At 67.5% G+C, this 13906-nt stretch carries 13 protein-coding genes; all 13 read right to left on the bottom strand.

Annotation, left to right across the window (positions count from 1 at the left end; all coding sequences use genetic code 11):
• Nucleotides 1-193: 193 nt before the first annotated feature.
• The 13 genes from C7H75_RS02060 to C7H75_RS02000 all read right to left on the bottom strand — a co-directional run bounded on the left by C7H75_RS02060 (nt 194) and on the right by C7H75_RS02000 (nt 13726).
• Nucleotides 194-1096 carry an oxygenase MpaB family protein gene (locus tag C7H75_RS02060; protein ID WP_081185464.1) on the bottom strand — a complete coding sequence of 301 codons (903 nt, stop codon included), beginning with the start codon at nt 1094-1096 and terminating at the stop codon, nt 194-196.
• A 22-nt stretch (nt 1097-1118) separates the two neighbouring features.
• Complete coding sequence (locus tag C7H75_RS02055; protein WP_106850885.1) at nt 1119-1709, bottom strand: Rv1363c family protein; 591 nt, start codon at nt 1707-1709, stop codon at nt 1119-1121.
• Nucleotides 1706-2917, bottom strand: coding sequence for an MlaD family protein (locus tag C7H75_RS02050; protein WP_022593689.1), 1212 nt, complete (start codon nt 2915-2917; stop codon nt 1706-1708). The genes C7H75_RS02055 and C7H75_RS02050 overlap by 4 nt, the downstream gene beginning before the upstream one ends.
• Entirely contained in the window at nt 2914-3954 is a 1041-nt protein-coding gene (locus C7H75_RS02045; RefSeq protein WP_106850884.1) for an MCE family protein, read from the bottom strand. Before C7H75_RS02045 ends, C7H75_RS02050 begins: the two co-directional genes overlap by 4 nt.
• Nucleotides 3954-5069, bottom strand: a complete 1116-nt coding sequence (locus C7H75_RS02040; protein ID WP_106851972.1) for an MCE family protein — start codon at nt 5067-5069, stop codon at nt 3954-3956. Before C7H75_RS02040 ends, C7H75_RS02045 begins: the two co-directional genes overlap by 1 nt.
• Nucleotides 5066-6136 carry an MCE family protein gene (locus tag C7H75_RS02035; RefSeq protein WP_175278753.1) on the bottom strand — a complete coding sequence of 357 codons (1071 nt, stop codon included), beginning with the start codon at nt 6134-6136 and terminating at the stop codon, nt 5066-5068. Before C7H75_RS02035 ends, C7H75_RS02040 begins: the two co-directional genes overlap by 4 nt.
• Nucleotides 6133-7179 carry an MCE family protein gene (locus C7H75_RS02030; protein ID WP_106850883.1) on the bottom strand — a complete coding sequence of 349 codons (1047 nt, stop codon included), beginning with the start codon at nt 7177-7179 and terminating at the stop codon, nt 6133-6135. Before C7H75_RS02030 ends, C7H75_RS02035 begins: the two co-directional genes overlap by 4 nt.
• Nucleotides 7176-8357, bottom strand: a complete 1182-nt coding sequence (locus C7H75_RS02025; RefSeq protein ID WP_022593679.1) for an MCE family protein — start codon at nt 8355-8357, stop codon at nt 7176-7178. Before C7H75_RS02025 ends, C7H75_RS02030 begins: the two co-directional genes overlap by 4 nt.
• 1 nt (nt 8358) lies before the next feature.
• The gene (locus C7H75_RS02020) at nt 8359-9216 is read right to left on the bottom strand and encodes an MlaE family ABC transporter permease (RefSeq protein WP_005516047.1); all 858 of its coding nucleotides are present in this window, start codon (nt 9214-9216) and stop codon (nt 8359-8361) included.
• A complete protein-coding gene (locus tag C7H75_RS02015) occupies nt 9216-10025 on the bottom strand; it encodes an MlaE family ABC transporter permease (protein ID WP_005516048.1) in 810 nt (269 codons plus the stop codon). The genes C7H75_RS02020 and C7H75_RS02015 overlap by 1 nt, the downstream gene beginning before the upstream one ends.
• A 76-nt stretch (nt 10026-10101) precedes the next feature.
• Nucleotides 10102-11700 (bottom strand): fatty-acid--CoA ligase FadD5, encoded by a 1599-nt coding sequence (gene fadD5, locus C7H75_RS02010; protein ID WP_005516049.1) that lies wholly within the window; start codon nt 11698-11700, stop codon nt 10102-10104.
• 266 nt (nt 11701-11966) lie between these two features.
• Nucleotides 11967-12749, bottom strand: a complete 783-nt coding sequence (locus tag C7H75_RS02005) for an enoyl-CoA hydratase (RefSeq protein WP_069854717.1) — start codon at nt 12747-12749, stop codon at nt 11967-11969.
• Nucleotides 12746-13726 (bottom strand): NAD(P)H-dependent flavin oxidoreductase, encoded by a 981-nt coding sequence (locus tag C7H75_RS02000; protein ID WP_022593676.1) that lies wholly within the window; start codon nt 13724-13726, stop codon nt 12746-12748. Before C7H75_RS02000 ends, C7H75_RS02005 begins: the two co-directional genes overlap by 4 nt.
• Between the last annotated feature and the right edge of the window lie 180 nt (nt 13727-13906).

Genomic DNA, 13906 nt, shown 5'->3' with positions numbered 1-13906 from the left:
CTGCCCCGAACAGGGGTGTGGCCGGGAATGCTTTCACATCCTCGGCCGCATCTCTGTTTCACGAGACTTTCACCGTTTCCGATTACTTACTCGATCCGCACTACTGAAACTACGCCCGCCGGTAGCGCCCTGCAATGCTTCCGGCGCCAGTTTTCCGAGTTGTGACCGCGCCCCGGATTTCGCGTCCTGTGCGTTACACGAGCCGCTTCCCGGAGCGGATCCGGCGTTGCAGATCCCGCATGAGCACCCGACTCGGCAAGTGCCGGACGAATCGGGGCACGAACCGGTTCACGAAAGACACGAAGACGAAGAGGTGCTCGAAGCGGCGGCGATCGTCCTCGTTCCACTCCATCCCGAGTTGCTCGCGGAACAGCGGCGGCAGGAAGCCCGTCGTGAGGAACCTCAGCAGGTCACCGAACACGAGACGCAGAGGCGGGCGAACCATGCGCAACGCGAGCAGATCGTTCAGGTAGTCCCGGACGGTCTCGTCGATCGCGACGCGCTCGCAGGCGATGTTCCAGTACCGGTCGAAATCGGCTCGCGTCGCCGGCCACATGTCCTCGGTGACCTGCAATGTCGTGCCGAGCGTCGACGACGACCGGTAGAACTCCTCGGCCTGCTCGGGTGTCATCCTGCCGTGCAGCAGCTGGTGTGTGTCCTCGAACCCGATGAACAGGCACGCCGCCACCCACAACTGCAACTCTCGGTTGAACGCGTTGTAGGACACCGGGCTGTTCTCGTCGGAGCGGACGTACCGGTGGGCTCCGTTGACCGCCTCCCGGTATGCCCGGCGTTCGTCGTCCGAGCCGAGAATCGCCACCGACAGGTAGGTGAACGTGGTGCGAGCACGCTTCCATGGATGCTTGGCCAGGCTGCCGGACTCGACCTTGCTCTCCGCTACGCCGTGGCCCACCTCCGGCCACGACAGTTGCATCACCACGTTCGCCGCGCCGCCCGCGAACGACCAGAAGTCGAGCGCGTCGGCGATCCGCGCCGGCCGTCCGCCGCGGCGAGGAGTGGTCGCGATGCGGATCCGGGTGCGCTCGTTCGTCAGGCGCGGTTCGGCGCCGGGCAGGTCGAGGTAGCGGGTCGGCATGAATCCCCTCCGTCGTCCGCGGTCACTTGGTCTCGACGTTGTCGACGATCCAACGGTCACCGTCTCGTTCGAGGGTGACGACCATTCGGTACTTCTGCGACTTACCTTCGGGGGCAACCACATTCTTCGCCTCCTGGTCGACGAAGGCCAGGACGACCGCACTGGATTCGTCCACGCTCTCGACACCGATGTTCGAGACGGTTGCCGTCGCCTGCCCCTGCCCGTCGGTGACGAGGCTCCGCAGCGCATCGACCATCTTGTTGTACTGGCCGGTGAACTCGGAGGTGGACATCCCGGCGATCTTGTCGCGGTTGGCATCGAGATTCTGGTAGTCGAACGACGCCACGGTCTGCGCGTAGTCGCGGGTGGTCTCGACGGCCTGGTCGCGCAGCGTGTCGAGCTGCCGCCGCTCCCACCACTGCCAGCCGGCGAGTGCGCCGAACACGACGGCGAGCACGCAGAGCACTGCAACCGGCACCGGGCCGAAGCTTCGGGCGACCTTCGCTGCAGGTCGCTTTTCGCGCGGTTCCGTGGCGACGCCTTCCGGCGCGGGTTCCGGCAGCGTGGTGACCGGTGCGGCGGCGTTGGCGGCGTCCCGCTTCTGTTCCGTCATCTTCCGAGCTCCTCCAGGAGGTGATTCCATTGGTCGAGCGCCTCGGCCCCGGTGGGAACGAGGATCGGGTCCGCCACCATCGGCGGACCGATGACCGTTCCCGGAGTGGTCGCGTTCTGCAACCCGAGATCGTCGGGGCGCGGGGCCGTTCGCGATCCGCGCTGGGCGATGTTCTCTCCGGGCGGGCAGTACAACGTGAGGTTCGGCTCGGCGGGAGTGAGGTCGCCTACCGCACGCCGGGCGGTGTCGTAGTTGCACACCGGTCCCTGCGTCGCGACGAGCGCGAACTGCGCACGATCCCCCTTGACGATCGACTCGAGTTTGCCGAGTCCCTCGGGGATCTCGTCGAGTCCGGCCGCGAGAGCGTTACTTCGGTCGGATATGACCGGAGTGACCGTGGCGAGGTTCGCGAGCAGCGCACCGAAGGAATCGTGATAGCGATCGAACAGGTCCCGGGTCCGGTTCAGCGCGGCGGGCGACTGGTCGAGGAGGTAGACCAGCACGGGACCGCTGGTGTCCAACTGTTCGGTGAACGTGCGGGCCGCGCCGGTCCCGCGCACGAACGAATCCCCGGTGGCGGACATCGTGCCCAGCAGGTTCGCACTGCGTACGAGCAGCGACCGCAACTGTGGGGCCTGCTCGCCCAGCAGCGTGCTGATCCGGTCTCCGTCCTCGATCAATCCGGAGAGGGTCGGGCCGAGACCCTCGAACGACGCCCCCAGCTCGGTGCCCAGCGTGCCGACCGCGTCGGGGGCGATGCCGTCGAGCAGCTTCGCGGCATCGCCCATCAATCGGTCCATCTGGACCGGCTGCAGATCCTGCGGCGCCGCGAGTTCGTCGCCGTCCGCGAGAAACGGTCCGGTGTCGGTGTTCGGGAAGATGTCCACGCTCTGGATGCCGGCGACGGTCCCCATTCCGACCTTCGCGATGCTGTCCCGCGGAATCCGGGTACCCGCATCGAGATCGAACTCGATCCGGGCGCCGCCCCGATCGGGCACCAGCACCACCGAGGCCACTTTCCCCACCTGTACGCCGCGATAGGTGACGCTGGTTCCCGCGGTGAGCCCGAGAGCATTGGACATGTTCGCGTGCAACCGGATCGGATCCCGGAATGCGCCCGGGCCCGCGACGTAGGCGATGCCGAAGGGCACGACCACGGCGGCGGTGATCGCGAAGAGCACCAACTGGACCAGGACGACTCGCCTCATCGGATTCCTCCCGACAGCAGGGACTCCAGCGACCCGGCCTCGGCCGGCAGGGGCGCCGTACCGCCCGTCAGCAGGTTCTCGATGGAACCGGGGATGTCGAGGGTGCCGTCGAACATCAGGTAGTCACCCTCGACGGCCCCGCCGAAGTTGTCGAGGAAACCGTTCATGGTGGTGAGGGTTTCGCCGATACTCGCGTTGAACGAACTCAGCGACGCCAACACCGTGGCGGTGTCGCCGAGCATCGCGTCCAGCCCCGTCGACGCCTGTGACAGCACGAAGTCGAGGTGACCGGCGAGCGCCGCACTCGAGTCGAGCAGAGTCGAGATTCGCTCCCGCTGCCCCACAAGCACGTTCGTCACCTCCGGCGCGATGTCGAGGAACTGGTCGATCGTCTGCTGCTGGGCCGCGAATCGGCGTGAGATGTCCGCAGCCAACTCCATCGCGGTGTCGTACTCCTGCCGATGTGACATCGCAGTCCCCGTGAGCGTGGTGACGGTGCCGAGGAGGTCCCGCACCTGTCGGGGACGGCCGGCGAACGCGACGTTCAGCTCGTCCAGCACGGTCTGCAACTGATCGAAGCCGCTGCCGGTGAGGATCGTGCCGAGTGCCGCGAGCGCGCTCTCGATCTGTGGCCCGACCTCGGTGCGCGACTCGGCGATCACGTCGCCGTCGGCGAGCATCTCGGTGGACGGCTGCTCGGGCGCACGCAGGCGGATGAACGGACTTCCGAGAGCCGACGGGAGTTCGACCGCCACCTCGACGTTCTCCGGAAGTGCGACCGACGACGACAGATTCAGATCCACGATTGCACCGACAGTGTCGGTCGACAGGTCGGAGACCCGTCCGACGACGCGTTGACCGTTCCGCACGTCGGCACCCGTCAGCAGGCCGTCCGCGTGCGCGAGTTGCACGTGGACCGTGTAGGTGTCCCCCGGCACGGAGCGACCCAGTGGCAGGTCCTGGATCCCCGCACCGCACCCCGCGACCAGCACCGCGCCGACCAGCGCTCCCCCGACGACCACCGCTGCGCGCCGCATCAGTTCCCTCCGGCCGGGGCCATCCCACCCGAGAGCAGCGTCGCCAACCCGAGCGGGTCGGAGGCACTGATCGGGAAGGAGATCGGGTTGGTGAATCCGGCGCCCGTACACAGCGGCATCGGGTACTGCTCGCACAGGGGCTGAGCCACCGCGAACTGCGTGAGCGCAGTGGAGACGTTGAGCCGGATGCGACCGCGATCGTCCGGCCCGACGGTCTGCGACAGGTTCTGCATCAACAGCGGCACCAGATCCATGAACTCGGCGAGGCCCGACCGGTTCGCGACGAGTGTGCCGCCGAGTGCCGTCAGGTTCTGCGCGACGGCCCCCACATCGTCCCCGTGTTCCGCGGTGAACCGGTCGATCTGGTCGAAGACCGTCGCCAGGTCCTGCAGCGGCTCGGACAGATCGAGATCCCGTGTGGACCACTCGTCGCCGAGCGCAGCGAGATCGGACACGAGCGCGTCGAGGCTGACCTGGCGGTCGTCGAGCTGCGCCATCAGGGTGTTCAGGTTCTCGACGACGGCACCGATGTCCTCGCTCCGAGCTCCCACGACACCGGTCGCGGCACCGAGGTCCCGTACGGCGCGATTGAAGTCGTCGCCGCGCCCTTGCAGGCCGGCCGCGGCACGCGACAGCAGGTCGCCGGCGTTCCCGCCTTCCGGCCCCAGCGCCTCGGCGAGGGTGGCGAGGCTGCCGATGAGGCCGTCGAAGTCGATCGGAGCGTGACTGCGGCCGAGCGGGACGACGTCTCCGTCCTGCAGCCTCGGACCGCCCTGGTACGCCGGGCCGAACTCGAGGTGCCGGTCGCTGATCACGGACGGGTTGAGCACATACGCGTGCACGTCCGCCGGTAGCTCCACCGACGCAGGCACCGACGCGGTCACGCGCACGAACGTGCCCATCGGTTCCACCTTCTCCACGGTGCCGACCGGGACGCCGAGCACCGTCACATTGCTGCCGGCGTAGAGGCCGTTGACGTAGGCGAAGTCGACCCGGACGGTCGTGGTGCGGTCTGTTCGAGCGAAGACGTACCAGGCACCCGCCGCGACTGCCGCCACCAGGACGAACGCCAGGACGGTTCTACCGATTCTGCGGGGAGTCCTCGGGGCGGTCATCGGCACCCCTGCATGACACCGAGTGCGCACAGCAGGTTGTCCGGGACGACCGCCGCCGGGGCGGTGACGTCCGTCCACGCCCCGTTGCCCGTCGCGTCGGTAGCCGCTCGCAGGGCCCGAGGGAGCCGGTCGAGTATCTGTCCGATGTGATCGGCGTTGCGCTGCAACGTGTCCGTCACGTCGACGAGGTTCGTCGTCATCTGCCCGAACTCCTCCTCGTGCTCGGTGTAGGTGGACGCGAGGGTCGACAGCACCGACCGCAGATTCTCGACCAGTTCGGTGAGGACTTCCCTGCGCACCGCGAGCGTGCGGACGATCGTCTGCGCGTTGGCGACCGTAGTCGACAGCGAATCTCCCTGCCGAACAGCCAGATCCGACACCGATCTGGACATCTCCAGGAGCTGGTCGATCTGCTCGGCGTTCCGGGAGACCACGGCAGACGCCCCACTGACTCCGGCGAGAACCCGGCCGAGCTGCTCGGGGTCGTCCGGCATCACCTCCGACAGCGTCCTCATCATCGCTTCCAGCGATGCGGTGTCGATCTCGGTGGCCGCGTCGGTCGCATCACGGCTGATGTCGTCGAGACTGTAGGGCACCGTGGTGCGCGCGAGCGGAATGACGTTCGCCGCAGTCGCATCGGCATTCTCGGAGGTGACGACGCCGGCCGGGACCACCTCGAGGTAGCGCTTGCCGAGCACGGTTTCGAGACGCACCGAGGCGGTGGTCCGGTTACCGAGGGGCTGCCCGTCGTCGAGCCGGAAGTCCACCCGCACGTGGTCCCCCGCGATATCGATTCCCTCGACCCGACCAGCGGGGACACCGGCGACGTAGACGGGGTCGCCGTCGGACAGCCCACTGGCGTTCGCCAATTCGGCCGAGTACGGACTGGTTCGGGACAGGTACCAGAGCTTCGGGATTCCGATCGCCGCGGCGAGACCGGCCACGAGCAACACGATGCCGACGGTTCCGAGTGCGAGCGGGGCGCCGTATCCGGGGCGACGCTCACCACGGAACAGGAACAGCCACGCGCCGACGACGACGTCGATCACTTTGACCACGAACATCATCGGCACACCTCCGAGTGGGTGCCGCCGAAGATGTTCGCTTCGGCGTCGCCGGCCTTCAGGACGAAATTGCACAGATAGAGACTCACGAAGCCGCCGTAGGCGCTGATGCTGTTCACCCCGTCCGCGAACTGCGGCATCTTCGCGACGAACTGCTCGAAGGCGGGAGTGCCGGCGATCCAGGTGTCGGTCAAGGACTTCAGATCGGTGACCGATGCCCCGAAGGCACCCTGCGAGCGGGTCAACGCCGCGGCGAGGGAGGCGACGGCACGATTACCGTCGTCGAGCAGGACGGCCAGCCTGTCGTTGCTGCCGACCACCGACGTGCTCAGGTCGCGCAGACCGGTGACGAGCTGCTCGAGTTCCGGTTGCCGCCGGTCGACGGAAGTCATCAGGGCGTTCATGTTCGTGAGGAGTTGCTCGTACACTCCGCTCCGGTCCGCGAGATCACCGGAGAGGGTGGCGATCCGGTCGAGCAGGGCCGCCACGGTGGCGCCCTGCCCGTCGAAGGTTTCGACGAAACTTCGGGTCAGCGTGTTGACCTCGGCCGGCTCCAACGCGTCGAACAGCGGCGCGAATCCGTTCATCAGTGCGGTGAGGTCGACCGGCGGAGTGGTGCGGTCGAGGGGGATCACACCCCCGGGCTCGAGGGTGTCCGACGCGACGCCGGCGTCCGGTTGCAGGGCGACATCGTCGGGAGGGCTGAGGGCTACGTACCGGGCACCGAGCATGTCGCCGTAGCGCACGGCCGCAGTGGTGTTCCGGTCGAGCGAGTGGTCGGACGACACCTCGATCCCCACGACCGCCTTGCTGGTCCCGCCGCCCGCATCGGCGAAGGCGATGGAATCGACGCGGCCCACCCGGACCCCGGCCATCGTCACCGGGTTTCCCTCGTGCAGGCCCTCGACGTCGGTGAACTCGACCGTGTACCGCTCGCTGTCCCCACGTACGGGAACCGAGAGGGTGTTGGCGACCAGCGACGCGCACGCCGCTCCCACTGCACAGAAGCCGAGCACCTTCGCGATCGGAACCCACCCGAGCTTCATCGGATCCGCACCTCGGTTCCCCGGACGAGCGGACCCAGCATGAAGGTGGAGGCCGGATTCCGTGCTGCCACGGCAGTGTCCCCGAGCAAGCGTTCCTCCAGCAGCCGGAAGGCCTCCTGCTCGTCCGCTCCCCCGGCGACGGACGGGGGACCGCAGTCGCCAGGTTGCCCGCCGTAGGCGGGGCAGTCGGCGGCGGTGTACGGCATGGGGTCGGCAAACGTCGGGACGGCGGTGATGTCGAAGTGACCGGTGGCGAACACACGGGCACCCGCGGCACCGAAGGTGCGCGCGCCCTCGAGCGTGTCGACCAGGCCGGCGGGGTTCGCCGCGGTAGTGGCCAGAATCGTGCCGGCCGAATCGACCACTGTCACCACGCGGTCGCGCTGCTCACCGACGAATCCCGTGAACACCGGCGCGAAACGCGCTGCGGATTCGATGGTTTCGTCGAGCGCCTGCCGATTGTCGACCATGCTCTGCGACACGTTCGTCGACGACGACAGCGTCGCGAGCACGTCGGGGCTGGCGGTGTGCAACGTCTGCAGCACGGATCGGAAGTCGGGAGTCGAGTCGAGGAACGTCCGCACCGCGGGGGCCAACGTCTGCGACGCCCCGTCGAGTCGATCGACGATCCGGCCGACCATGGCTCCGCGACCGTCCAGCGCATGGGAGATCGCGGACAGCGCGACCTGGATGTTCTGGGGCTGCATCCGGTCGAGGATGTCGACCAGACGGGTGTAGACCGCGTACAGGGCCACCGCGTCCGGACCGGTGTCGGCCCGCACCTCGTCGCCGTCGGCCAGGCTCCCTTGCGGCTGTCCCACGGGATCGTCGACGAGCTGGATGTAAATGTCCCCGAAGAAGGTACGGGGAACGACTCGCGCCAGTACGGCGGCGGGGATCAGGTCGATCGAATCCGAGTCGATCCGAAGTCGGACAACCGACGATTCGGTCCCCGAGTCGATCCCGGCGATGCGACCGACATCGACGCCGCTGTAACGGACCGGCGCCTCGCCGTTGACGAGCCCCGCGGAGGCCGGTATCGCGACGAGCACCTCCGGGTCCCGATGTAGTTGGCCGGTTCCCCGCAGCACCATCGCCGTTCCCGCCACCACCGCGACCAGCACGGCCACGGCGCCCCGCAGAACGAAGGCGGTTCGACGCCGCGAGTAGACGTCCATCTCAGACCCCCATCCCGGGGATCGTCGGGACCAGCCCCCACAGCGCGAACGTCATGAGCACGTCCAACACCCCGATCGCGAGAATCGCGGTACGCAGCGCCCGTCCCGCCGCCTGACCCACACCGGCCGGTCCACCCGAGGCGAAGTATCCGTACGAACAGTGCACCAGTGCAACAACTCCCGCGAACACGATGGCCTTGATCGCGGCGTAGACGAGGTCCACCGGCGACAGCGCAAGGTGGAAGAAGTAGTCGTAGGTGCCCGCCGAGGCGCCACCCCACACCACGATCACCAGACGGGTCGACAGATAGCTGGCGAGCAGTCCGATCATGAAGATCGGGAGCACACACACCATTGCCGCCAGCACCCGTGTGCCGGCCAGGAACGGGATCGACCGCACCCCCATCGAGTCGAGTGCGTCGATCTCGTCGGAGATCCTCATCGCCCCGAGTTGCGCGGTGAACCCGGTGCCCACCTTCGCGGCGAGCGCGATCGCGACCACCACCGGCGCGAGTTCCCGCGTGTTGGCGATGGCCGACAACATCCCGGAAAGGGTTGTCATGCCTACCAGTTCGAGTCCGCGCTGCGTCTCGACTCCGAGCATCATCGCGGCGGCGAGTGACATCGCGAACACGATCCCGATGGTTCCGCCGCCGGAGAGCACAGAGTTGGTTCCGAAGCTGACCTCGCTGATCTGCGCCAACACGTGCTTGCGATACCGCGTCGCCGCGTAGGGCAGCGAAACCAGGGTGCGGAAGAAGAACGTGACGTGCCGGCCGACGTCGGCGAGTCCGTCGACCACGGCGGACGCCGGCCGCATCGCCCGGCGCAGGCGCACCCGGGTGTCGAAGGCAACCATCAATACGCTCCCACGGCCGGGACGATCACGGTGTACAGCGCGGACAACGCGGTGTTCACGACGAACACGAGCGCGAAGGCGATCACGACGGCCTCGTTGACGGCGTCGGCGACACCGCGCGGACCACCCTTCGCGTGCAACCCCTTGAACGTCGCGACGAGCGTAGAGGTGAGAGCGAAGATCGCGGCTTTCACGAGCGCCATCACGAAATCCGCTGTCCGGCCGTATTGACCGAATGTCGCCAGGAACGTTCCGGCGGGCAGGTGCTGGACGTAGATGTGGTACAGGTAGCACGCCATCACGCCACCGAAGGTCACCATCGCACACAGCGCCACCGAGACCACCACGGCAGCCAGCAGTCGCGGGGCGACGAGCCGTTCGACCACGTCGATACCCATGACTTCCATGGCGTCGATCTCCTCACGGATCTTCCGTGAGCCCAGATCCGTGCAGATCGCCGAGCCGGCCACCCCCGCCATCATCAGCGCGCAGACCAGCGCGGAGGCCTGCCCGACGATGATGAACGCCACCACCGCACCGGAATAGCCGCCGGCACCGATCCGCCCGGCGAGCTCACCGACCGACACCGCGACGAACACACCGATCGGCACCATCAGCAGCAGAGAAGGACCGGTGCTGACCCTGCCGATGAACAGGGTCTGCTTCACGGTCTCCTCGAGCGACAGCCGACCGCGAAGGAGAGCTCTGGCCAACGACACCATCGCCTGCACGGAAAAGCCGATGAGGTACCCGCCCTGGAGCGCGACGTCCTGCACCGGCCCCTTCGCGGGGGGTAGTTCGTAGGTCATGCGCCGGCCCTCCCCAGTTCCGTTTCGACCCTCGACCTGACGACGCGCCCCTGCCGCGCGGCGCCGGACCCCGCACTCAGCCCTGGACGACGGGCGACGCCCCGCCCCGCAGATCGCCCTTGACGACCTTTCCACTCGCGTTGCGCGGCAACGCTTCCACACAGACAACAGCCTTGGGATGCTTGTACCGGGCCAGTTGCTCGTCCAGGAACGGCTGCAACTCCTCGAGAGTGAGTTCGCCACCCGCATCCGGCCGAAGTGCCACGACGGCCACCGGGATCTCGCCCCACTTGGGGTCGGGGCGCCCGATCACGGCCGCCTCGAGAATCTTCGGGTGCGCGAAGAGCGCGTTCTCCACTTCGGCGCAGTAGATGTTCTCACCACCGGAGATGATCATGTCCTTCTTGCGGTCGACCACGTAGACGAACCCCTCGTCGTCCACTCGAACCAGATCTCCGGAGTGGAACCATCCGCCGTGGAACGCATCCGCGGTCGCGGCGGGGTTCTGCCAGTATTCGAGCATCATCGTCGGGCCGCGATAGACGATCTCACCCACCGCGCCCGGGGCGACGTCGTTCATGTCGTCGTCCACGACCCGGGCCTGGACGGTCGGAATCACCCGACCGACCGAACCCAGCTTGCGCAGCGCGTCGTCACCGTCGAGCACGCAGGTGATCGGCGACATCTCGGTCTGCCCGAACACCGCGACGTTGGACGCGTCGGGGAACGTCTCGGCCATCGCCCGAAGCACGGTGTCCGAGGCGGGCGCCGCACCCCAGGAGATGCCGCGCAACTTCAGCTTTCGCGGTTGCGCCTGCTGCACCGCGCATACCGCCTGCCACTGCACCGGGACGAGGAACAGCGTGGTGACCTGCTCCTCCTCGAGAACGTCGAGGAGTGCGCCGGGATCGAACGCGCCGACTGGGTAGATGACGGTGGTGAGACCCAGCATGAGGCTCGGGGCCATCGACCCCAGCGCCGCGATGTGGAACATCGGCGACGCGCAGAACCCGATGTCGTCGGAGCGGTTGAGCTGGAACGCACGGATACAGGTGAGCGCCTGCGCCTCCATGTTGCTGTGGGTGAGCACCGCACCCTTGGGTCGACCGGTGGTGCCGGAGGTGTACATGACGAGCGCCGGCGTGTCGTCCGGAACATCCAGGGGCACGCGGGGAGTGCCAACCTCCGAGATCAGCTCCTCGTACCCGAGGGTGTCGCCGGTCGTCTCCCCTCCGACCGTGACGGACAGCTCCAGACTGCCGGTCTCGGCCCGGACGGCCGCGGCGAGCGGGGCCAGCGTCGTATCGGCGACGACAGCACGGGCGCCGCTGTCGCGCACCAGGAACGCCACCTCGGGAACGGTCATGCGGAAGTTCACAGGGACCGCGATCGCACCGAGAGCGTTGGCCGCCAGCACGGCCTCGAGGTACTCGGGACGGTTCAACATCAGGATCAGCACCCGGTCGCCGAACTCGACGCCCCGGCGGGAAAGCGCGTCGGCGAGCCGTTCGACCCGCTCGTGCAGCGTCGACCACGTGATCGACGCGCCCTGGAAACGCAGCGCCGGACGATCCGGGATCATGCGAGCGTGCCGGGCCACCTGGTTGTTCCAGTTGGTTCGACGCGATCGCTGCGCCTCGAGCAAGGCGGCAGGCACAGCAGCGGAAGTGACCATCGAGGGTTCCTCTCGTGCGTGGCGGGTCCTCCCGACCTGACCGGACCCATGGTTCGATGTGATGCAGATTACATGGTTTGAGTGGTTTCGAGGCTCGTTTTGTTAATTGCGATTCTCGTGCGGTCGACCGTGCCGGCGATGTGGCGACCGGAACCCCAGGTTCACTCCGACTCGGTTCGCTTCCTGCGCTTTTCGCACGCGCGAGTAGCCTCGTCTCCGCGACGTAGCGGCCGGTCCAGGGGCGGCGGAAGTGGATGCGAATTCCGCTAGCCGCTGTATCGCGGCTTCCGCTTCTGCAGCATCGCTGCGGCACCTTCCGCGAAGTCCGGAGAAGCGAGGAGCTCCGCCTGGCCGATCTTCTCTCGCTCGAGCGCGTCGTCGAGTGCCGCCAGCGTTGCGGCCGCGAGCGCCCGCTTGGTCAGTTCCAGTGCGCGACGCGGGCCCGCGGCAAGCCTGCCGGCCACGTCCCGAGCATGATCGAGCAAGTCGCCGTCCGGCAGCGTCCTCGAGACCAGGCCTGAGCTATCCGCCTCGGCAGCGGACAGCCGCTCCCCGAGCAGCGCCAGCTCTGCTGCCTTCGCCCGTCCGATCGATGCCGACACCAACACGCTCGACCCACCGTCCGGCATGAGGCCGACACCGACGAACGCGAGCAGGAAGTACGCACTTTCGGCCGCGTACGTGAGATCGGCCGCGAGCGCGATCGACACCCCGACCCCGGCGGCCGGACCGTTCACCGCCGCAACAACCGGGACCGGCACCTCGACGATCGCGCGGATCACTTCGTTGGCGACGTCCATGACGACCGTGGGATCGGCGGGATTCACGGCACCGGCAGCCAGGTCGGCGCCCGTGCAGAACGCCGGCCCCGTCCCGGTGATCAGGATGGATCGCACGCTCGGGTCGCACCCTGCCTCACGGATCGCGGCACCGAGCTCCCGCATCGTCGACATGTCGACGGCATTCATCCGTTCCGGTCGTGAGATCGTCAGCTCGAGAACGGAGTCCTTCAATTCCCGCCGCAGGCCGTCGCCCGTCGTCGTGGTCATACCCGAACCCCTTCCTCGATCGCACCGGCGAGGCGGTCGCGGATGATCGCCTCGGCCTCTCCGATCATCCGCCGAACCAGGTCGTCACAACTGGGAATGTCCTCGATCAATCCCTGACTCTGGCCTGCGGTCCAGATGCCCGCGTCCAGCTCACCCCGCTCGAACACCCGCCTGCCCCGCGCTCCGGCGACCAGATCCGCGATGTCGCCGAATTCGCAACCGCGGGATTCGATGTCGATCACCTCGGCGCTCACCGTGTTCGCCGCGACCCGAGCCGTGTTCCCGAGTGTCCGGAAGATCAATCGCGTTTCCAGCTCACTGTTGGCGACGATCCGTTCCTTGACCTCTTGGGCGACCGGCGATTCCGCTGTGCACATGAAGCGGGTACCCATGTTGACGCCGTCGGCGCCGAGCGCGAGTGCCGCGACCAGACCCCGCGCGTCCGCGATACCTCCGGACGCGATGACCGGGATACTCAGCCTGCGGGTGGCGGCAGGGATGAGCACCAACCCGGGTACATCGTCCTCACCGGGATGGCCGGCGCACTCGAAGCCGTCGATGACCGCGTCCACGCCGATCTGCTCGGCTCTGAGTGCGTGCCGCACACTGGTGCACTTGTGGATGACCTTGACGCCCGCGTCCTCGAAATGCGGTAGGTGCTCCACGGGGTTGGACCCGGCCGTCTCCACGATCCCGATCCCGGCGTCGATGATCACCTGCCGGTACTCCGCGTACGGCGGCGGCGAGATCGACGGCAGAAGAGTGAGATTGACACCGAACGGCTCGTCGGTGAGACGCCTCGTGCGCTCGATCTCTTTCGCGAGGGCGTCCGGCGTGGGCTGGGTGAGCGCGGTGAGGAACCCGAGCGCACCGGCCTCGGCCACCGCCGCTACCAACTCGGCACGACCCACCCACATCATTCCGCCCTGGACTATGGGGTGGCGCACTCCGAACATCTCGGTGAAGCGGGTTCTCACATGGACCTCCTCGGATCCCTGGAACAGGTACAAGAGCCTCGAGAGCCTGGTGCAGTGCTGTGGCCGGAGAACAGCCGAGGGGTGAAGCGTCCGGCAACGCGATCGGGCCGGATCAGTACGAGAATCGGCGTTAACTTTTGTGTCGATCGACTCGTTTGTCAACCCCTTACCTACAGGCGA

Source organism: Rhodococcus (subgen. Prescottella) equi (assembly GCF_003013675.1).
Classification (GTDB): domain Bacteria; phylum Actinomycetota; class Actinomycetes; order Mycobacteriales; family Mycobacteriaceae; genus Prescottella; species Prescottella equi.
This window is presented reverse-complemented; position numbering and strand designations above follow the sequence as displayed.

Coding starts and splice junctions, on each gene's coding strand:
- C7H75_RS02060 (WP_081185464.1), bottom strand. CDS start 1,096: ATGCCGACCCGCTACCTCGACCTGCCCGGCGCCGAACCGCGCCTGACG.
- C7H75_RS02055 (WP_106850885.1), bottom strand. CDS start 1,709: ATGACGGAACAGAAGCGGGACGCCGCCAACGCCGCCGCACCGGTCACC.
- C7H75_RS02050 (WP_022593689.1), bottom strand. CDS start 2,917: ATGAGGCGAGTCGTCCTGGTCCAGTTGGTGCTCTTCGCGATCACCGCC.
- C7H75_RS02045 (WP_106850884.1), bottom strand. CDS start 3,954: ATGCGGCGCGCAGCGGTGGTCGTCGGGGGAGCGCTGGTCGGCGCGGTG.
- C7H75_RS02040 (WP_106851972.1), bottom strand. CDS start 5,069: ATGACCGCCCCGAGGACTCCCCGCAGAATCGGTAGAACCGTCCTGGCG.
- C7H75_RS02035 (WP_175278753.1), bottom strand. CDS start 6,136: ATGATGTTCGTGGTCAAAGTGATCGACGTCGTCGTCGGCGCGTGGCTG.
- C7H75_RS02030 (WP_106850883.1), bottom strand. CDS start 7,179: ATGAAGCTCGGGTGGGTTCCGATCGCGAAGGTGCTCGGCTTCTGTGCA.
- C7H75_RS02025 (WP_022593679.1), bottom strand. CDS start 8,357: ATGGACGTCTACTCGCGGCGTCGAACCGCCTTCGTTCTGCGGGGCGCC.
- C7H75_RS02020 (WP_005516047.1), bottom strand. CDS start 9,216: ATGGTTGCCTTCGACACCCGGGTGCGCCTGCGCCGGGCGATGCGGCCG.
- C7H75_RS02015 (WP_005516048.1), bottom strand. CDS start 10,025: ATGACCTACGAACTACCCCCCGCGAAGGGGCCGGTGCAGGACGTCGCG.
- fadD5 (WP_005516049.1), bottom strand. CDS start 11,700: ATGGTCACTTCCGCTGCTGTGCCTGCCGCCTTGCTCGAGGCGCAGCGA.
- C7H75_RS02005 (WP_069854717.1), bottom strand. CDS start 12,749: ATGACCACGACGACGGGCGACGGCCTGCGGCGGGAATTGAAGGACTCC.